Source organism: Flavobacterium sp. KKT103, assembly GCF_055640565.1.
The window spans coordinates 1446354-1464804 of record NZ_CM145766.1; the positions used below are offsets into that span (position 1 = coordinate 1446354).

The following is an 18451-nucleotide window of genomic DNA, read 5'->3' on the forward strand; positions in this document are numbered from 1 at the left end:
ATTAGGCTGGGTCATTAAGTAAATCTAAGAAGTCAACAGCATTAGCTTCCATTTGATGTACGATTTTATCAGTTTTCACTACTAGGTGGTTGTATCCTACGTAAGCAATAATCCCTACAACAAGTCCAACAACTGTTGTTGTCATTGCGGTGTATATCCCTTCTGACAAGGCACCAACTTCGATTTGTCCACCGGCACTAGCCATTTTGTGAAACGCTTGTATCATTCCTACAACTGTTCCTAAGAAACCTGTCATCGGGCCAGCACCAGAAATAGTGGCAAGCATACTTACATTTTTTTCTAATTTATAGATTTCAAGTTTTCCTGCGTTTTCAATAGCGGTATTGATATCTTCTAAGGGTTTTCCGATGCGTGAAATTCCTTTTTCGATTAATCGTGCAACAGGCGATTTAGAGTGGGCGCAAGCTATTTTAGCATTGTCGATACGACCGTTTCTGATATTATCTCTAATTTGACTCATGAAATTACTATCGATCTGTGATGCTGCATTGATTGCCATCAAACGCTCAAAGTAAAGATAAAGTGCTACGAAAAACATTAAAAACAAGGCGACCATAATAACTTGACCGGCTAATCCTCCGCTAGTTAGTAACTCAATGATGGATAATGTTTTCTCAACAGGAACTGCGTCCGCTAGGTTTTCATTGGCAACAGATAAAGTATCTGCTTGTAACAATAGGCTCATATAATTTTTCTTTGTTATTGAAACGCTAATATATTATAAAAATTGTTAGTTTTTCAGATTAAAATCCTAAAGAAATTAGATAGTATGCAGTCTAGTTGTTAGGAAATAAAAAAATCAGTTTGATAAATTTACAGTACTGTATTTTTATCAAACTGATTGTTGCATTCATAGGAAGCAATTTGTTGTTTTTGCTTCGAACAAAAGGAGAGCTTATATTATACTAATTGTTTCAAAGCTATTTCAAATGCGGTAGCACTTATGTTTGTTTTGGAATTATTTATAGCGTGTGCTTTTTCGATTGCATTTTTGATGATTTCTGAAGTGTCCTGAAAAACAGCCTCATCAGTCATTTGAACTTTTTTCTCCATGAAGTAAGCAAATACGCGAGCCATACCACAGTTAGAAATGAAATCTGGAATTAAGCTCACTTTGTTATCTACGTTTTCCATAATTGGACCAAAAAAGATTGCTTTATCAGCAAAAGGAACGTTGGCTCCACAAGAAATAACTTCTAAGCCATTGGCAATTAAGCTATCAATTTGCGATTGCGCCACTAAACGAGAGGCAGCACATGGTGTAAAAATTTCCGCGCCAATTGTCCATATTTTTTCATTGATTTCGTCAAACGGAATCATATTTTCAGCAACTAATTTATTACCGTCTTTGTTTAAAAATAAAGTTTTGATCTCGTCGTAGGTAAAACCCTCTTCGTTAATTAATCCACCATCGCGATCGATGATACCAATTATTTTAGCACCCATTTCGGCTAAGTAAAAAGCGGCTGCTGATCCCACATTTCCAAACCCTTGAACAATTGCTTTTTTGCCTTTTACATCACCACCGTAAATGCTGTAATAATGACGAACTGCTTCGGCAACACCATAACCTGTGATCATGTCAGCGATTGTGTATTTTCTTGCAACATCAGGTGAGAATTTTGGATTTTCGATCACCTTTACTACTCCTTGACGCAATTGTCCGATGCGGTTAATTTTATCTGCTTCAGTAGGTTTAAAGTGTCCGTTAAAAACCCCTTCTTGCGGATGCCATACACCACATTCCTCAGTCATAGGAATTACTTCGTGAATTTCATCTACATTTAAATCGCCTCCTGTTCCATAATAACTTTTCAATAAAGGCGATACCGCTTTGTACCAGCGTTGTAAAACTCCTTTTTTTCTCGGGTCATTAGGGTCAAAATTAATTCCAGATTTAGCTCCGCCAATGGCTGGACCAGAAACCGAAAATTTAACTTCCATTGTTTTGGCAAGAGACAGTACTTCGTTCATGTCAAGTCCTTTTCTCATACGGGTTCCACCACCGGCAGCACCACCTCTTAAGGAATTAATTACGGTCCAACCTTCTGCTTCCGTTTCGGTATCTTTCCAATTAAAAACAATTTCAGGCTCTTTATTTTCGAATTTATGTAGTAAATCTTTCATTTTATTGCGATATGTTTATTTTTAGCAAATATAAAAAATAGAATAATGAGAAATAGATAATTCGCTGATTATTTTTGGCTGTAAATAATCCCGGAACTATGGTCTGTTTTTGCGCCTGTAACACTGCTTAAAACATTTACTTCATTCCGTAATTTTAGAACTCCTAACAAACCAAAAATTAAGGCTTCTTTAAATTCAATTGTTTTGGCATCAGGGATAATTATTTCCATTTCGGGTACATTTTCTTTTATCTTTTCGATTAAAAATGTGTTGTACGTCCCGCCGCCAGTAATTAACATTTTACCTTTTTTCTCTGGTAGTGCAGCCGCTATTTGTTGTGCGATATGCTGTGTAAAGGTGTTGAGTTTATCTTGAATCGGAATAGTAAAGCGCTCCATTAGTGGCAGTGCAATTTCCTTTACAAATTCAAAACCTAGCGATTTTGGGTAGGGTAGTTGGTAGAATGGAAGTGCGTTCAACTCTGTTAGTAATTCATCATGGCAGTTTCCGCTTTTAGCAATTGCTCCTTTGTCATCATAATCAAATCCTAAAGTAGATGCATAGTGATTCAAAACGGTATTTACTGCTGAAATATCAAAAGCAACTCGTTGTTTATTTGCAACGAAGGAAATGTTTGAAAACCCGCCCAAGTTCATGCAATAGTCGTATTCTTGAAACAAAATTTGGTCTCCAATGGGTACTAGCGGCGCACCTTGACCTCCTAGTTGAACATCTTGAACTCTAAAATCACATACAACAGTTTGATTAGTCAAGGTAGCAATCGCTGCTAAGTTCCCAATTTGAAGGGTAAATCCGTTCTGGGGTTGGTGCAAAATCGTGTGCCCGTGAGAGCAAATGGCATCTAAGTTTTTTAACTGATTTTTATCAATAAATGAGGTGATTACAGTTGCTAAAAGTTCCGTGTAGTCTTGGTTTAATTGGGCTAAATCGGCATCTGAAAGGGTAATAGCAGTTTTTAATTTGTTTAACCAATCAGTCGAGTAAGCGACAGTTTCACATGCTGCTATCTCAAAATCCCATTGGTTGTCATGTACTGTAAAAACAATATGTGCCAAATCAATTCCGTCTAATGATGTACCTGACATCACTCCTACTACTGTATACTTTTCTTTAAACATTGGCTAAAATTACGAAATCGTTTGAAAACCGAGATAAAATAATTACTTTTGTGAACAAATTTAAGAACATTTAATTTACAATAAAATAATATGGATTTTAATCTAACCGAAGAGCATTTAATGATTCAGCAAGCTGCTAAAGATTTTGCTGTAGCAGAGTTATTACCGGGAGTTATTGAACGCGATGAGCATTCAAAATTTCCAACAGAGCAAGTGAAAATGATGGCTGATTTAGGCTTTATGGGGATGATGGTAGATCCTAAATACGGTGGGTCAGGATTGGATAGTATTTCCTATGTTTTAGCAATGACTGAAATAGCTAAAATTGATGCTTCGGCTGCGGTGATTATGTCTGTAAATAATTCACTTGTTTGTGCAGGTTTGGAAAAATACTGTAACGAAGAGCAAAAAATGAAATATTTAGTACCACTTGCCAAAGGAGAAGTGATTGGAGCTTTTTGTTTGTCAGAGCCAGAAGCGGGATCTGATGCTACGTCTCAGAAAACAACGGCAATTGACAAAGGCGATCATTACCTTTTAAATGGAACTAAAAACTGGATTACTAATGGGTCAACCGCATCGACTTACATTGTAATTGCACAAACAGATATTGAAAAAGGACACAAAGGAATCAATGCGTTCATCGTTGAAAAAGGTTGGGCTGGTTTCGATATTGGTCCAAAAGAAAAGAAAATGGGAATTCGTGGGTCAGATACACATTCATTAATGTTTAATGATGTGAAAGTGCCTAAAGAAAATAGAATTGGCGAAGACGGTTTCGGATTTGCTTTTGCTATGAATGTTTTAAATGGTGGAAGAATCGGTATTGCTTCTCAAGCTTTAGGAATCGCTACTGGAGCATACGAAACTGCCTTGAAATATGCTCACGAAAGAAAAGCGTTTGGAAAAGAAATTTTCAAGCACCAAGCAATTGCTTTTAAATTAGCGGATATGTATGTAAAAGTTACTGCGGCTAAATTGTTAGTAATGAAAGCAGCTTGTGAGAAAGATGCAGGTATGGATATCGCACACTCTGGGGCAATGGCTAAATTATATGCTTCTGAAATTGCTTTAGAAGTAGCTAACGAAGCAGTTCAAATTCACGGTGGAAACGGTTATGTGGCTGAATACCATGTAGAGCGTATGATGCGTGACTCAAAAATTACTCAAATTTATGAAGGAACTTCGGAGATACAACGTATCGTGATCTCTAGAGGTTTAGTATAGTCAGATCAAAATATATGGTAAAAGCCCTTTCCAATTCTAGTTGGAAAGGGCTTTTTTTATTGGAAGCTAATTGCACTTTATCGGTGCCGGAATTTGTTTAAGGTTAAAGAGCTGAAAAAGAAATTAGTAACTTGCTAATTTCCAAGTCTAGAAGGTTTATTGCCTCCTATTTTGAAAAGTAAATGTTGTACATTTAAAAAAAGTTTGAAAATGAAAAACTGGATTATAAGTTGCTGCCTTTTGCTTTCGGTTGGAGTGATAGCGCAGGTCAAAACGATTAAGAAATTGCAGCTTAACATTGATAATGGTATTGCTATTCAGGGATACGATCCAGTGGCCTATTTCAAACAAGCAAAAGCAATAAAAGGACAAAAGCAGCTATCGGTACAACAGGAAGGTGTACTTTATTATTTTTCTAGTGAAAGTAACAAACAAGCTTTTATCAAAAATCCTTTGGCATACGAGCCGCAATATGGTGGCTGGTGCGCATACGCGATGGGAGAAACAGGGGATAAAGTAGCAATAAATCCCACAACTTTTAAAATTGTAAACGGAAAATTATACCTTTTTTACAATTCGTTTTTAAACAATACTTTAAAAACGTGGAACAAAAACCAAGCGGATTTAAACAAAAAAGCAGATACTAATTGGATGAAGATCATGCGATAAACGGGCTGTTTTAGAGTTTTAAAAAAGGCATTTAGTAAGAGTGAAAAGCAGTTATTTTTTTAAATACCTCCAGTTTACTTTTAGATCTATTTTTGGTTTTTAGTACTACTGTTCCAACCGTCTTTGTTTTGTTTAACATAAAATTAGCATCGTGACACGAAGCAGAAGTGATTAAATTCATTTAATTTGACTTTATTTGTTGTTCATTTTGTTACGTAGTTTAAAACGCTACAGCTTCACCATAACCGAATATTACTATGCTTGTACCCTCCATAATAAGTAGTTTGAACCAATTAAAAGGTTTGCTCGAAGAACTAGAAGATGCTGAATATGCGACTCCTTGTACTTTTTTAAGTAATTCCTCCATTGGAGAACACACAAGACATATAATTGAAATGTTTCAATGTTTAGAAGCAAATTATGATTTGGGTCTTGTAAACTACGATAATCGAAAACGAAATAAAAGTATTGAAACGGATACGGCATTTGCAATCAGTCAAATTCATGCCATTCAACAGGCTTTAGATAAAGAAAATAAAAAAATAGCCATCGTACACTATTTAGACGGGGAAGAAGTTCGAATAGATAGCAATTATCATAGAGAACTTCTTTATAATTTAGAACACTGCATTCATCATCAAGCCTTGATTAAAGTGGCAGTTTTGCAAAGCGATACGGTTTCCGTAGCTGCTGATTTTGGTGTTGCACGTTCTACAATCGATTATAAAAAGACATGTGCACAGTAAGCTTCGTTAAAACAAACCATACGGTAATCATCACCTCAAACAGGGACGAGCGTGTTCTTAGGCCAAGTGCTGAGCCACCTTTAGTCTATGCGCTAGCCGGTAAGAAAATAATGTACCCAAAGGATCCTCAAGCTGGAGGTACCTGGTATGTTGTAGACAATGACGGCACTGTACTCGTTCTTTTAAATGGAGCACGTGAAAAGCATATCATTAATCCTCCTTATCGAAAAAGCAGAGGTCTGATAGTCCTTGAATTAATTAGTGCCTTGTCACCTATACTCGAATGGGACGGTATTTTATTAGAAAAGATAGAACCCTTTACTATTGTTTTATTTGAAAAAGAGGTGCTGTATCAATTGCGTTGGGACGGACTTGAAAAAGAAAAATTAGTTTTAGATTCCAATAAAAAACATATTTGGTCCTCATCGCCCCTATACAGTGCCGCAATTCGAAAAGAAAGAGAGCAGTTGTTTTATTCCTTTTTGCAAAAAAACGAGTTCATTGATGCACAAGCAATGTACCAATTTCACAGGTATACTGATGTCGAAGACAGCGAGAATGGTTTAATTATCAACCGGAATGATGCATTAAAAACATTGAGTATTACGCAAGCTGTTTTAAAGGATAGTGCGTTAGATTTACGCTACTTTGATTTAATAGCGGAACAAGAATATGCTTCATCATTTGTAATCGAAAAAAAAGTACAAAGTGATAGTATTTAGAAAAATTAGGTTAGCAGTCCATAAAATTTTGCATTGGGAATATTGGCCATTTCAAGTGGTTTATATTCCTGTTTATTTTTTATGGCTTTATTATGCAGTAAAAGCAAAATCCCTTTTCTTTTTTAATGCTGCTAATCCATCCATCACCAATGGCGGTTTTATGATGGAATCTAAAAAGGAAATATATGATTTAATTCCGCCGCAATTTTATCCTAAAACTGAACTTATCAAAGAAGGCAATGCCGCGACAGCAGTTCAAAAAGTAGCGATTGATGCAGGGATAAAGTATCCTTTTATTGCAAAGCCCGACATAGGATTACGAGGTTCAGGCGTGAAAAAAATAGAGAATTGCACTGATTTGGAAACCTATGCTTCCAAGGCAAATTTTGATTATGTTATTCAAAATCTGATTCCATATACAAATGAAGTTGGCATTTTTTATGTTCGCTATCCAAATCAAAAGACGGGCAAGATTACCGGAATAGTTTCCAAAGAGTTTTTGATAGTTGAAGGCGATGGAGTGCTGACAGTTGAGCAATTAGTGCGACTCAATCCACGATTCGAAATGCAACTCCCTTCCTTACAAAGAGAGTATGGCTCCATGTTAAACACCGTTTTGGCTCAAGGCCAAAAGTTAAACTTGGTACCTTATGGCAATCATGCCAGAGGTGCTAAATTTATAGATGGTAGTCATTGGATTACGCCTAAATTAGAAGCGATGATGAATACCATCTGTTTGCAAATTGATGGTTTTTATTTTGGAAGACTAGACATAATGTATGACAGCTTTGCCGATTTAGAACAAGGGAACAACTTTTCAATTGTTGAATTAAATGGTGCCGGAAGCGAACCAACACACATTTACGACCCCAAGCATTCCTTGTTTTTTGCATGGAAGGAACTAATGAGACACATCACCTACATGTATGAAATTAGTGTGATCAATCATAAAAATGGTGCAGCCTACTTACAGCATAAAGATGGAGTACGAGAGTATAAATTGCACATACAACAAAGCAATAAAATCACAAATTTTTAAAAAATGAAACTACTAAAAAACAGTATAGTTGGTTTTATAGTAAGTTTTGTTGGCTCCATACCTTTGGGGTATTTAAATATTGTTGGTTTTGAAACATATAATAGTCTCGGGTTAGAGAGTTTGCTTTTGTATTTATTAGGGGTGGTAATCATTGAAGCAGTTGTAATTTATTTCACTTTAATTTTTGCTCGTACACTAGTTCAGAACACTAAATTAATGAAGGTAATCGATGTTTTAGGCATCTTCTTTCTACTGTTTTTAGCCTATTCATTTTATGCTCATTCGCAAAAAGCCACTATCGAAAAAGGTTATATTAACGCCTATATTGCTTACAGTCCTTTTTTATTGGGTGTGCTATTAAGTAGTTTGAATTTCTTGCAACTTCCCTTTTGGACCGCCTGGAACCTGTATTTGTTAAACAATAATTACATCAGGGTGGCAAACCTTCGCTTAAAAATGTGCTACTTGGTAGGAACTATCGTTGGCACTTTTTCAGGAATGATTGCCTTTGTTACCATTCTACAGGCTATTTCAAAAAATACGACTGGACTCACTAGCTACTTAATGCCTGTTGTTGTTCCATCGATTTTTGTTCTCTTGGCCTTATTCCAACTGTATAAAGTGGTAAAAAAGTACCTGCTAACGTAGGTGTTATTAAGTTATGAGTTAGCCGCCTAGCACACTTTCGCTCATGTCATAAGCCAGAATACGGTACTGATTGTTGTTGTATTTAAATGCACCTATAACCGTCCAATGTAATTTTGCCGTATGAGCTCGAAGAGACGGGAGATTTGCCTGATTGATAAAAGTCAATCCTAACGGAAATCGTTTCACCATCTCCTTTCTCATAAATTCAAAAAACGGAACAATCAATCCCTGACCCCGATAAGCAGCATGAATGCATATGGGACCGTATTGGAAACTTTGGGCGGTGTTGATTGCAAAGTTTTTGAATTCTAAAGTCGGGAAATAGGTAATCATGTGTTCAAAAATGGGCCATTGGCGGTAGTATTCCCAGTCTCCCGCAAAAATATAAGCAACGATTTGATTTTGATCAAGACCAATAAATAAACCGCGCTGCTCAATAATGGTAGTCAATTGGTCCGTTGAAAACCGGGTTGTTACAAAGCCCGCTTGTTTTTCCTCTTGAGATAAATTATCGACCAAGTACAATTCTTGCAAAGCGAGTATACCTGGAATATGAGTTGCGTCAGCAATTTTATAGGCAATTGTAGGCAAGGTGACTGTGTTCATAAGCTTCCTCTTTAGATTGTAATAGTACTAAAAAAAACAGAAAAAAAGAACCCTTTTCCTTTTCCTAAACCAACTCTTTTTCATGACGGTATTTTTAATGATTTTGCTTATTTTTGTGGTATGAAAAACATTATAGTTACCGGAACGAGTAGGGGAATAGGTTTTGAGTTGGCCTTGAAATTTGCAAATGCAGGTCATCAAGTACTTGCTATTTCTAGAAAAACACCCAAAGCACTTTTAGAGCATGCCAACATCAGTTGCCTATCAGTCGATTTAGCCGTTGAGACCGATGTTCAAGCCGTAGAAAAATTTATTACTAGCAGTTGGAAAACCGTAGATGCCATCGTACATAACGCAGGAAGTTTAGTCAATAAACCGTTTACGGAGCTTACCCAAACCGATTTTGAAAATGTCTACAAAGTAAACGTCTTTGGAGTAGCTAACTTAACCAGAGTTTGCATTCCATTTTTACCTAAGGGAAGCCACGTAGTAACCATTAGTTCGATGGGAGGTATTCAAGGAAGCTTAAAATTTCCGGGCTTAGCCGCCTACAGTTCAAGTAAAGGCGCTGTGATCACCTTGTCTGAATTACTAGCCGAGGAGTACAAAGAGCAAGGCATTGCCTTCAATGTTTTGGCCTTAGGATCCGTACAAACCGAGATGCTCGAAGAAGCTTTTCCAGGATACCAAGCACCTATTTCAGCCGAAGGAATGGCGCAGTACATTTATGATTTCACCCTAACTGGAAATGCTTATTTCAACGGAAAAGTATTGCAAGTGTCTTCTACAAATCCTTAAACAACCAACTTGAGCGATACCCTAGCTAAATTTCTTCCTGATCACGCAGTCAAGCCCGCTTTTGAGCTGATTGTGACACACGGCGTCCATTTGAAAATTGTAAATGAACGTTCAACTCGTCATGGCGATTATAGAAAAGGGCTCAGTGGCAAGCACGAAATAACCGTAAACGGAAGCCTCAATAAATACCGATTCCTGATTACCCTCATACACGAAATTGCGCATCTAGTCGCTTTCGAAAAGTACGGTCGCAACATCAAACCCCATGGGCACGAATGGAAACACACCTTTCAGCAATTGATGGTGCCTTACATACGTCCCGAAATTTTCCCCAACCAATTATTACCCTTACTCGCTAGGCATTTTAGAAACCCCAGCGCCAGTAGCGATACCGATACTACTTTGTCGCTTGCCTTAAAGCAATTCGATCAGCAAAACGATAAAAACTACGTATTCGAGATTCCGTACGGCAGTGTATTCAGAATCAAAAACGGAAAAGTATTCAAAAAAATCGCCGTTCGCACCAAGCGCTATGAGTGCCTAGAAATTAGTTCCGGTCGCTTGTACCTTTTTAACCCAAATGCCGAGGTTGAACTTTTGCCATCTCATTAATTTTTGTAGGGCCTAATCCTGCCATACGCTATAACCCACCTTTGTGCGCCATTTTTTATTAGGTCGTACCAAGAGCTTCCTCCGGTCGCTTTGCTACTTCCATAAAAAATAGGCGCGCTACAGGCGGGGTTGCCGCTACTGTCAGGGGCAGAACGAGTGTAGTCCTATTCACGTTTAGTCACGACTCAAAACCTCAGAAAAAACTTGCTGCAGTTTCCTTCGGATAAGGAAAAGTTGTATATATTTGGGTTATTTAGTAGTTAGCAGCCATTTTAGAGCGCGACCGTAAATCGACAAACCAAATATAACAAAGTGAGTTTACCAAAAGAACATACAGCAGAAACTAAAAGGTTACTTAAAAAGGTTTCTAAAGACAAAATTGCAAAATGGCTTTTGGAAGAAGGTTACTATCCAGAACAATATATCGTTCCGCCAAGTTTTAAGGTTAATAAATTTGATCTAAAGGCAAATCCATATTTTGCTATTGATAACAGCATAGCTGCGCAACCAAAATTTGAACCTGAGAAAGACGAATTATTAAATATTTCATTTCCAAAAACAGAACTCACGGACAGAACATTTGGTATTATAGCGCCCAAAATTTATCACGACATTGTTTGGTATTTAATAAACGATTGGGACAATATTTTGAAATCTTTGTTCAGAACTAACAACAAAATTCATTCATACAGTTTTCCTATTCCTATAACTTCAAAAAGTGAAGGTGAATTAGGAAATCTGAGAGCTGGACGTATGATATATGAGTATTTGGAAATGGCAGAGAATGATTTGGTGGCTGAAGCTTATAACTATAAATATATTTTAAAATCCGACATTAAAAATTTTTATCCATCAATTTATACTCATAGCATTGCTTGGGCTATTCACACAAAAGAAACAATCAGAAAAAAAGGAAATAGAAATAAATTCAATGATTATGTTGGCTTGGTGTTAGATAAACTTTTTCAATACTCAAATGACGGTTGCACAAACGGTATTGCAATCGGTCCAGCGATCTCAGACCTAATTGCAGAAGTTATTTTAAGTGCTGTTGATACAGAATGCTCCAAAGTTATAGCTGCGAAAGGAATAGATTTTATTGGAGTTCGATTCAAAGATGACTATCGTTTTTTATGTCACTCTAAGGAAGATGCAAAGTTAATTATCAAAACTTTGCAAAAGCAAATGGCGTTATTCAACCTTACACTCAACGAAAGTAAATCACAAGCAATTGAACTTCCTGAAGGTTTATTTAGGGAATGGACTGCTGAATATCAAACATTCTCCTTAAGGTACAGAAAAAAGATAAGCTATAAACGCTTTGAAAATTCCTTTCGTGGAACTCTAAAAGTGGATAAAAAATTTGAAGGGACAGGAGTCGTTGACCGATTCTTGTCAGAACTTTATACAAAAAACCAAGAGCTAAAATTCAACTTTAAAGACAAAGATTTATTAAAAGCAATCAGTCTTTTGCTAATGTTAAAAGAAAGAAGAAATAAATCATTTCCACAAATACTCGGAATTATTGAACAAATTGTTGAACAGAATAAGGGAAAAGCAAGAATAATTTCAAAAATAAGTTCTTTAATTGAAAACTTACTGAATGAAAAACTTAAAAATTTTGACGACAATCAATATGACTTACTTTGGCTAATTTACTTTGTTAAATCACTAGATTTATTTACAGTAACATTTCCAAAAAAAGTTAATTCAGAATTGATTAAAAGTCTAAAAAGTAATAGACCAGAATTTTTTAAATCAATTCCAACTGACATAAAATTATTTGACACAATAAAGAAACCAACAAAAAATATTTTACTTTTAAAACACTTAGCAATATTTAAAAACGAAATTGAAGAATAAAATACAGCCACTAAAAGGCGTTTGGCAATATGGCGAGATTTGGTTTAATTTGAAGTTGGTTTTGTACTTGGAATAATTAACCTTAAACCGAACGATTTTGCTTCCTTAAACCGATACAACGCCAAGCGACCAAACGCTACCAGTAATTTTGCCTCAGAAAACAGAAAAACGGATGAAAAGAAACATTGAAAAACTCTATTTAATACTTATAATAATCTTAACTTTAACAAGTTGCGAAAACTCAAAAAACACTAAAATGGGAATATTTGACAAACTTTTTAATAAGAAAGGAACCGAAAATAACGAAGAAATTACACATATTCCTGAAAGTTGGTCAATCTTACAATCAGAAAATGACGGTAAACTAATGTTAATCCGAAAAAATGTCGGTTGTGATAAAATTGCAGGAAATAAAAATTATCCTACTAGTTGTGGAATTGCATTTGAATTAAAGTTTCCTGATGAAAATGGCTTGCCGAATGCAGAAAAAGAACCTGAATTAAATATTTTGGAAGATGATATTTTTGAAATTTTCGAAACAGATTTAAACTCAATTGTACCAATAGTAATTACAACTTCTGGATTTAGAGAATATGTAATTTATACAAAAGACTTATCTGAATTTCAAATCAGATTTTCGAAACTAAAAGAAAAATATAAGCAATACGAACTTACGAGTTACAATAAAAATGATGAAAATTGGAAAACATACAAATCATTCTAAATCAAAAAAACTACTGGTAACAGTGGTTTGCCAAGATTGGAGATTTTATGGAATTAGCATTTTTTTACCACATTTAAGTTAAGACGAAAATTCTCGGCTGCGAAGTTCTCCACTTCTGCAAGCTGCGCCACTTTACCAGCACTTTCCCCTCAAAAAACTAAAAAAGCATCAATGAGACTAATAAATACAATATGTATATTTGCATTATTTTCGATATCCAATTTATTTGGTCAAAACAATTTTACTTTAGATGGTAGTATTAAAAATAATTATTCAGGCTACATCTATTTAAATTATGAAGACAAAGTTGATAGTTGTTTAATTAAAAATAATCATTTCCTTTTCAAAGGAAAAATTAAAAATGAAATTGTTCAAGCTAGTTTCTCTTTTAAGAATAAGAAGAATACTATACCAACTTTATATTTAGAAAAATCTAAAATATTTATCGACTTAACTATTGAAGACAGAAAAGTTCAAGATTATACATTAGCAATAATTGACATAACTAAAGTTAAGGGAACTAAAACCGCAATCATCCAAGAAGAATACGAAAATCATAAAAAGAATTTTCAAGATAAAAATAATTATTATACAAAAATGCTTGAAAAGGTAGAAAGTATAGTTGATCGTAATCCTAAAAACCCTTTTAGTGCTGGTATCCTTTGTGGACTAACTGGGAATGATACTTTAGATAAAAGTAGATTAAAATATATATACAGCAAACTCGACAAATCGAAAATAAACAAAATAACTAAAAGAGTTATTGAAAATCGTCTATTCCCCGAATTACTTGTAGACATTAATGATATGATAATTGATTTTGAACTTCCAGATAGAAATAACATAACTCATAATACAAAAACATTAAAAGGAAAATGGATTTTGATAGATTTTTGGGCAAGTTGGTGTGGGCCATGTAGAAAACAATTACCCGAATTAAAAAAAATATACGAATCAAATAAGGATTTAAATTTTGAAATTATTGGTGTTTCAATTGATGAAGATAGTACCAAATGGAAAAAAGCTTTAGATGTTGAAAACCTTAAATGGATTAACGTAAATGAAAATAGAGGTTTTGAAGGGAAAACATCAATAAAATATAATGTTGATCAAATTCCAATGAATTTCTTAATCAATCCAGAAGGAAAAATAGTTGCAAAAGACGTTTCAATTGATGAATTAATAAAAACGTTAAAAGAGATATAAATATTGCTGGTAACTTCGTTTACAATAGATTAAGAAAAAAATTCAAAATTCACCTTTATTTTCCGTAAGGAATTTTATCTTAGCAGAAAGTAGGAAGTTCCGTAGTTTGCCACTTCTTATAGCAGCAAAACGTAATTTGTAACCTTAAAGAAAAAATGTCGAAAGCAAAAAAATTAAATGGACTTCCTGGAAATTTAGCCCTTAGTTATTTGAGTACACTTGGATATTATGACGGTGGCTACATGGCTGACTGGATAAACTATATTGCTAGAGAAAAAAATGTAGCCGAAATTGAAATAGATATTTTAAACAAAAAAGTAATTCCAAAAGAAGTTGAGATAAAACCTCTTTTGGCAGACATTGAAAAACTAAAATTTATAATACAAACCGAACTGAGAAATAACGGCTTTGAAATGTCTTTTATAAAAAAAGCAATAATGCGTTTTGAAATCCCAATAGACTCAACAAATATGACGCGGATAATTTATTGTTACCCTTATTTAGAAGACGAAACCCGAAAAATATATAAACCGAAAAAAACAATAATGGAAACAGCTTTTGAAAGTAGTTTTAATCCTGTCAAAAAATCAGAAATTAAACTTAAATAAGGGAAACTGTCTTTCTTTGGAAAGATCAAACGCATGCTAAAAGGTAACTGCTAGCTGCCATTCTGATCTAGCTGTAGTTTACTTGTTTTAATGTTTCGCATCAAGTTTTCGTTAAGCTGAAAAATACTCGGTTTCATAAGTTTCCAACAACTCCACTCACCAAAACATAGCACCAAGCGCATGACAACTGAACAACATATAAAAATTGGACGACTAACTGCATTAGTTTCATTCCTGCTCGGGACAATTATTTTTGGACTTTACTTCTTGATATCTTCGTTCGACGTAGTTTTACTTGGTCTCGGCTTTATTGTATTTGCTGGACTAATAAATTCTGGAATTTTAATCTTAATAGTGTTAAAAGCGAACAAGGATAAAAATAATGAAATGAAACTTTTAAAAATTGGTGGGCTAATGTTATTGAACATACCAATTATGTTTTTTTATTGTTGGATTGTAATTGTTCTTCTTGGCACCATGAGAATAACATTTACGAACGCAACGCAGACAACTTTGACCGACATTACTATTGTGGGCTGTGGCGGCGGACAGATTGACAAATTAGAAATAGGACAAAGTAAAACCGTTTGGATTGACATTACAGGAGACTGCTCCATAAACGTTGGCTATTTATCAAACGGTCAACGAAAGGAAGAAAGGGTTGCAGGATATGTTACTTCAAGTATGGGACAGAAAATAAATCATAATATTGACGGTAAAGACAAGGATATATTTTGACAACTGTTGAAAAATACTAACCAGGTATGAAAAGCCAGGTGTTAATGAGTCTTTTGCAAAAATGATGTAATTAGGTGCTCGAAATAAGTTTATCTTTCGTGTCTCGATTTCTTTACCAAAATAAATAATTAGGGTTTTTCTACTATTACACAATCGCTTTTAATAAAATAGTCTTTTGCCTCAAACAGTAGAAGCCAATAAACGATAGATTTACCTAAACTAAATGGGAATAAATGAAAATTAATACTTTTTGGAATATTGTGCTAAAAGGAATCGGACTTTGGCTTTTTATGAATTGCCTCTATATATTTCCTCAAATTGCCTCGTTACTCTTAACATCTCAAATCGGACTTGGATGGAATACCTTTATTCCTGAAATGCTTTTTGGAATATTTGCATTGATTTCCTATTTGTTTATTTCATCACTTTTTCTTTTTAAATCAGAATGGATTGTTTCAAGATTAAAATTAGAAAGACATTTTACAGAAAGTAGAATCGACATCACCATCTCACAAAATACCGTCTTGAAAATTATTATAATATTATTTGGCGGCATAACTTTAATTAATAGTTTCCCAAACTTAGTGCGAGAAATTATTCAATTTCTACAGCAAAATGAACTACTGAAAAATTATCGAGATGTAGCTTGGCTGATTTTTCACAGTATTAATACATTAATTGGATACCTATTAATTACGAATAGTAACGGAATTTCAAGATTTATTGATAGACAAAAAGAAAAATGAAATCAATACTTACCATTGGTTTGCAAAGTAGGACTGCTGTAGTGTGCTTTTTAGTGCTAGTTATTTGACTTGAATGTGTTTGATAAGCTTCTAATGAAATTAGGTATTAACTTTATAAGTAGTTTTGCTAAAAGGAAAAACTAATACAACTGAAAGAATTAGTAGAAACAGTATTGAGGTTGAAACTATTGTTAAAGAATGAGAATATAACAATTTAAAAGACCCAATATGCTGACAGCTGTACATCCAAAATTAGCGATGCGAAATAAAATTACAACTAGGGAATTCTATGTTGAACAGTTAGGCTTTGAACAATTAGGTGATTATGATGGTTACTTAATGGTAAAAAAGGACCAGATAGAGATTCATTTTTTTGAATTTAAAGAGCTCAATGTTTTTGAAAATTACGGTCAAGTTTATATCCGAACCAATGATATTGAAACTCTATATCAAGAAGTTCAAGAAAATAAAATCACAATTTACCCTAATGGGAAATTAAAAGTGCAGCCTTGGGGACAAAAAGAGTTTTCAATGCTCGATCCAGATAAGAATTTGCTAACATTTGGTCAAAATGTGTAGAGTATAAAAGGATTAGTAATTAATAGTAGTAAAAGTCTACAAATTTGATTGTAAATGTTCTTAGAATTCGTAGGAAATTATATCTTAGCTTAATAATCTTGGTAGCTACCTTGTTAGGTTTTGCGACCTAAATGCCCGAATCTAGAAAGATTGCTACTTATAAATAAAAAATGATAGACGAGTTTATTCCTCTTATAAATAATCGATCGGAACGGGAACTATTAGAAATAGTTGGTTCACCTACAAAGTGGAATCCTAGAGCTGTTGTAATTGCTACTAATGAGCTGCAAAGGAGAAATGTTGATCCGCAAAAAACAAAAACAGCTAAATATTTAGCACTAAAAAGAGTCAGATTAGAAGCCAAAGCCAAAGCGAACTTAAGCTATGATTATTGTGATTTTATTTTAGAACCATTCGAAACAATCCTAGAAATTTTAATTAGTTGGGATTTACGCAAAGACGGCTATATCAGGAAGGCGGAACAACAGAGAAAGTTCAGAATTGTGATTGGTGTGATAACCGTAATTGTTGCCTTGTTTGCATGTCTTTCTATATAATCTTTGGGTTGTATTGTAATTAGGCCAAAATACAATTTTGGTTTAACCGATACGCTAAATCTTTTATAATACCGTTTCATCTTGTACTTAAAAATTAGTGCTGCATATAATTAGAAGTTTTTTTTAAAATTGATAATGAAAAATGTAGTAAATAGTAAGGGAAAATTATAAATTTGAAACTTTATGTGTTTACAAATCAAACCCTTAATTTAATCAAAAATGAAACTACTAAAATTATCCATCTGTTTTTTATTCCTAGCTACAATTACAAGTTGTGTGACGACGATGCCTTTAAATCAACAATTTTACAATACGAAGAAAGTAGGTGTAATTGTTCAAGTTGATAGCATAGGAATGGCTAGAGTTGGAGGGCAAGGTTTATTGGATGTTGCTTTAACGTCAGGGAATAGATTCTCGGAGCCTTTAAAACAAATTGAGCCCAAATTTAATTTACAAGAAAAAATGGAAGCTGAAGTTGCAGCCATTTTGAAATCAAAAAACAAACAATTTCAATTCATTACTGAAACAGTAAATTATACAGCTTTGGATAAATTTGATAAACCAAATTCGGATAAGAAATACAGCAAGAGAGATTTCAGAAAGCTAAAAGCCACAAATAATGTAGACGAAATTCTATACGTAAAAGTTAAGTACGGGATTTTAGTAAGCTATTATGGAATGATTGAATTAGATAAGCAAGGGTATACCAATATCACTAGTGAGTTAGTTGATTTGAGTGATAATTCACTGCTAGGACTAGAAACATTTCAAACAGCGACAAAAATGCAGGGCAACTGGAAAAAAGGGGATGACTATGCAAACCTGACCAATGCGATTCAAGAGGCTATCGATAAATCGTTAGTTACGTTTAAAACAAAGTTTTAAGTGTCAACTGTGAGTTGTTTTACTGACGTAAAGACAAAATAGGAATAAAAGAAAATGTGAAGACGAATCTCGGTATGCAATTATTTAGAGAAAACGAAGTAACGATAAACTACTACTATTCTGATCAAAATGGTGCGTTTGTAAAACAATTTGGTGTTAAACCAGATATGTATCAGTAATTTGAATTAGCA

The 18451-nt window shown here is 34.3% G+C and carries 22 protein-coding genes; 18 read left to right on the top strand and 4 right to left on the bottom strand.

Annotated features, from left to right (window positions below; genetic code table 11):
* Position 1 precedes the first annotated feature (1 nt).
* The 3 genes from ACZ2G0_RS06075 to ACZ2G0_RS06085 form a co-directional block, all read right to left on the bottom strand.
* On the bottom strand, positions 2 to 706 hold the full coding sequence (locus ACZ2G0_RS06075) for a MotA/TolQ/ExbB proton channel family protein (RefSeq protein ID WP_470309463.1): 705 nt from the start codon (positions 704 to 706) through the stop codon (positions 2 to 4).
* Positions 707 to 921: 215 nt separating this feature from the next.
* On the bottom strand, positions 922 to 2148 hold the full coding sequence (locus ACZ2G0_RS06080) for a Glu/Leu/Phe/Val dehydrogenase dimerization domain-containing protein (protein ID WP_470309464.1): 1227 nt from the start codon (positions 2146 to 2148) through the stop codon (positions 922 to 924).
* A 68-nt stretch (positions 2149 to 2216) separates the two neighbouring features.
* Positions 2217 to 3287 (bottom strand): anhydro-N-acetylmuramic acid kinase, encoded by a 1071-nt coding sequence (locus ACZ2G0_RS06085; protein ID WP_470309465.1) that lies wholly within the window; start codon positions 3285 to 3287, stop codon positions 2217 to 2219.
* Between the two features lie 90 nt (positions 3288 to 3377).
* Between ACZ2G0_RS06085 and ACZ2G0_RS06090 the strand changes: the two genes are divergently transcribed.
* The 6 genes from ACZ2G0_RS06090 to ACZ2G0_RS06115 all read left to right on the top strand — a co-directional run bounded on the left by ACZ2G0_RS06090 (position 3378) and on the right by ACZ2G0_RS06115 (position 8338).
* Positions 3378 to 4514, top strand: a complete 1137-nt coding sequence (locus ACZ2G0_RS06090; RefSeq protein ID WP_470309466.1) for an acyl-CoA dehydrogenase family protein — start codon at positions 3378 to 3380, stop codon at positions 4512 to 4514.
* Positions 4515 to 4724: 210 nt separating this feature from the next.
* The gene (locus tag ACZ2G0_RS06095; protein ID WP_470309467.1) at positions 4725 to 5183 is read left to right on the top strand and encodes a YHS domain-containing (seleno)protein; all 459 of its coding nucleotides are present in this window, start codon (positions 4725 to 4727) and stop codon (positions 5181 to 5183) included.
* Positions 5184 to 5440: 257 nt separating this feature from the next.
* Positions 5441 to 5929 carry a DinB family protein gene (locus tag ACZ2G0_RS06100; RefSeq protein ID WP_470309468.1) on the top strand — a complete coding sequence of 163 codons (489 nt, stop codon included), beginning with the start codon at positions 5441 to 5443 and terminating at the stop codon, positions 5927 to 5929.
* The gene (locus tag ACZ2G0_RS06105; RefSeq protein WP_470309469.1) at positions 5917 to 6651 is read left to right on the top strand and encodes an NRDE family protein; all 735 of its coding nucleotides are present in this window, start codon (positions 5917 to 5919) and stop codon (positions 6649 to 6651) included. Before ACZ2G0_RS06100 ends, ACZ2G0_RS06105 begins: the two co-directional genes overlap by 13 nt.
* Complete coding sequence (locus tag ACZ2G0_RS06110; protein WP_470309470.1) at positions 6638 to 7690, top strand: D-alanine--D-alanine ligase; 1053 nt, start codon at positions 6638 to 6640, stop codon at positions 7688 to 7690. The genes ACZ2G0_RS06105 and ACZ2G0_RS06110 overlap by 14 nt, the downstream gene beginning before the upstream one ends.
* Before the next feature lie 3 nt (positions 7691 to 7693).
* The gene (locus ACZ2G0_RS06115) at positions 7694 to 8338 is read left to right on the top strand and encodes a hypothetical protein (protein ID WP_470309471.1); all 645 of its coding nucleotides are present in this window, start codon (positions 7694 to 7696) and stop codon (positions 8336 to 8338) included.
* An 18-nt stretch (positions 8339 to 8356) separates the two neighbouring features.
* Here ACZ2G0_RS06115 and ACZ2G0_RS06120 read toward each other — a convergent pair whose 3' ends face one another.
* The gene (locus ACZ2G0_RS06120; RefSeq protein ID WP_470309472.1) at positions 8357 to 8944 is read right to left on the bottom strand and encodes a GNAT family acetyltransferase; all 588 of its coding nucleotides are present in this window, start codon (positions 8942 to 8944) and stop codon (positions 8357 to 8359) included.
* A 120-nt stretch (positions 8945 to 9064) separates the two neighbouring features.
* Between ACZ2G0_RS06120 and ACZ2G0_RS06125 the strand changes: the two genes are divergently transcribed.
* The 12 genes from ACZ2G0_RS06125 (at position 9065) to ACZ2G0_RS06180 (ending at position 18439) form a co-directional block, all read left to right on the top strand.
* Positions 9065 to 9742, top strand: coding sequence for an SDR family NAD(P)-dependent oxidoreductase (locus ACZ2G0_RS06125; protein WP_470309473.1), 678 nt, complete (start codon positions 9065 to 9067; stop codon positions 9740 to 9742).
* 9 nt (positions 9743 to 9751) lie between these two features.
* Entirely contained in the window at positions 9752 to 10354 is a 603-nt protein-coding gene (locus ACZ2G0_RS06130) for a SprT-like domain-containing protein (RefSeq protein ID WP_470309474.1), read from the top strand.
* 312 nt (positions 10355 to 10666) lie between these two features.
* Positions 10667 to 12217 (top strand): RNA-directed DNA polymerase, encoded by a 1551-nt coding sequence (locus ACZ2G0_RS06135; protein ID WP_470309475.1) that lies wholly within the window; start codon positions 10667 to 10669, stop codon positions 12215 to 12217.
* A 172-nt stretch (positions 12218 to 12389) separates the two neighbouring features.
* Complete coding sequence (locus ACZ2G0_RS06140; RefSeq protein ID WP_470309476.1) at positions 12390 to 12941, top strand: DUF695 domain-containing protein; 552 nt, start codon at positions 12390 to 12392, stop codon at positions 12939 to 12941.
* Positions 12942 to 13112: 171 nt separating this feature from the next.
* A complete protein-coding gene (locus ACZ2G0_RS06145) occupies positions 13113 to 14147 on the top strand; it encodes a redoxin domain-containing protein (protein ID WP_470309477.1) in 1035 nt (344 codons plus the stop codon).
* 155 nt (positions 14148 to 14302) lie between these two features.
* Positions 14303 to 14755: a hypothetical protein gene (locus tag ACZ2G0_RS06150; protein WP_470309478.1), complete on the top strand. Its 453-nt coding sequence runs from the start codon at positions 14303 to 14305 to the stop codon at positions 14753 to 14755.
* 180 nt (positions 14756 to 14935) lie between these two features.
* Positions 14936 to 15493: a hypothetical protein gene (locus ACZ2G0_RS06155; RefSeq protein WP_470309479.1), complete on the top strand. Its 558-nt coding sequence runs from the start codon at positions 14936 to 14938 to the stop codon at positions 15491 to 15493.
* 233 nt (positions 15494 to 15726) lie between these two features.
* Positions 15727 to 16239 carry a hypothetical protein gene (locus tag ACZ2G0_RS06160; RefSeq protein WP_470309480.1) on the top strand — a complete coding sequence of 171 codons (513 nt, stop codon included), beginning with the start codon at positions 15727 to 15729 and terminating at the stop codon, positions 16237 to 16239.
* A gap of 228 nt (positions 16240 to 16467) precedes the next feature.
* Positions 16468 to 16818 carry a bleomycin resistance protein gene (locus tag ACZ2G0_RS06165; RefSeq protein ID WP_470309481.1) on the top strand — a complete coding sequence of 117 codons (351 nt, stop codon included), beginning with the start codon at positions 16468 to 16470 and terminating at the stop codon, positions 16816 to 16818.
* Between the two features lie 170 nt (positions 16819 to 16988).
* Positions 16989 to 17375 carry a hypothetical protein gene (locus tag ACZ2G0_RS06170; RefSeq protein WP_470309482.1) on the top strand — a complete coding sequence of 129 codons (387 nt, stop codon included), beginning with the start codon at positions 16989 to 16991 and terminating at the stop codon, positions 17373 to 17375.
* 219 nt (positions 17376 to 17594) lie between these two features.
* Positions 17595 to 18260 (top strand): hypothetical protein, encoded by a 666-nt coding sequence (locus ACZ2G0_RS06175; RefSeq protein ID WP_470309483.1) that lies wholly within the window; start codon positions 17595 to 17597, stop codon positions 18258 to 18260.
* Between the two features lie 56 nt (positions 18261 to 18316).
* On the top strand, positions 18317 to 18439 hold the full coding sequence (locus tag ACZ2G0_RS06180; RefSeq protein WP_470309484.1) for a hypothetical protein: 123 nt from the start codon (positions 18317 to 18319) through the stop codon (positions 18437 to 18439).
* The last annotated feature ends 12 nt before the right edge of the window (positions 18440 to 18451 follow it).

Coding starts and splice junctions, on each gene's coding strand:
- ACZ2G0_RS06155 (WP_470309479.1), top strand. CDS start 14,936: ATGACAACTGAACAACATATAAAAATTGGACGACTAACTGCATTAGTT.
- ACZ2G0_RS06085 (WP_470309465.1), bottom strand. CDS start 3,287: ATGTTTAAAGAAAAGTATACAGTAGTAGGAGTGATGTCAGGTACATCA.
- ACZ2G0_RS06145 (WP_470309477.1), top strand. CDS start 13,113: ATGAGACTAATAAATACAATATGTATATTTGCATTATTTTCGATATCC.
- ACZ2G0_RS06090 (WP_470309466.1), top strand. CDS start 3,378: ATGGATTTTAATCTAACCGAAGAGCATTTAATGATTCAGCAAGCTGCT.
- ACZ2G0_RS06165 (WP_470309481.1), top strand. CDS start 16,468: ATGCTGACAGCTGTACATCCAAAATTAGCGATGCGAAATAAAATTACA.
- ACZ2G0_RS06175 (WP_470309483.1), top strand. CDS start 17,595: ATGAAACTACTAAAATTATCCATCTGTTTTTTATTCCTAGCTACAATT.
- ACZ2G0_RS06170 (WP_470309482.1), top strand. CDS start 16,989: ATGATAGACGAGTTTATTCCTCTTATAAATAATCGATCGGAACGGGAA.
- ACZ2G0_RS06160 (WP_470309480.1), top strand. CDS start 15,727: ATGAAAATTAATACTTTTTGGAATATTGTGCTAAAAGGAATCGGACTT.
- ACZ2G0_RS06100 (WP_470309468.1), top strand. CDS start 5,441: ATGCTTGTACCCTCCATAATAAGTAGTTTGAACCAATTAAAAGGTTTG.
- ACZ2G0_RS06150 (WP_470309478.1), top strand. CDS start 14,303: ATGTCGAAAGCAAAAAAATTAAATGGACTTCCTGGAAATTTAGCCCTT.
- ACZ2G0_RS06080 (WP_470309464.1), bottom strand. CDS start 2,148: ATGAAAGATTTACTACATAAATTCGAAAATAAAGAGCCTGAAATTGTT.
- ACZ2G0_RS06125 (WP_470309473.1), top strand. CDS start 9,065: ATGAAAAACATTATAGTTACCGGAACGAGTAGGGGAATAGGTTTTGAG.
- ACZ2G0_RS06120 (WP_470309472.1), bottom strand. CDS start 8,944: ATGAACACAGTCACCTTGCCTACAATTGCCTATAAAATTGCTGACGCA.
- ACZ2G0_RS06140 (WP_470309476.1), top strand. CDS start 12,390: ATGAAAAGAAACATTGAAAAACTCTATTTAATACTTATAATAATCTTA.
- ACZ2G0_RS06105 (WP_470309469.1), top strand. CDS start 5,917: ATGTGCACAGTAAGCTTCGTTAAAACAAACCATACGGTAATCATCACC.
- ACZ2G0_RS06115 (WP_470309471.1), top strand. CDS start 7,694: ATGAAACTACTAAAAAACAGTATAGTTGGTTTTATAGTAAGTTTTGTT.
- ACZ2G0_RS06075 (WP_470309463.1), bottom strand. CDS start 706: ATGAGCCTATTGTTACAAGCAGATACTTTATCTGTTGCCAATGAAAAC.
- ACZ2G0_RS06095 (WP_470309467.1), top strand. CDS start 4,725: ATGAAAAACTGGATTATAAGTTGCTGCCTTTTGCTTTCGGTTGGAGTG.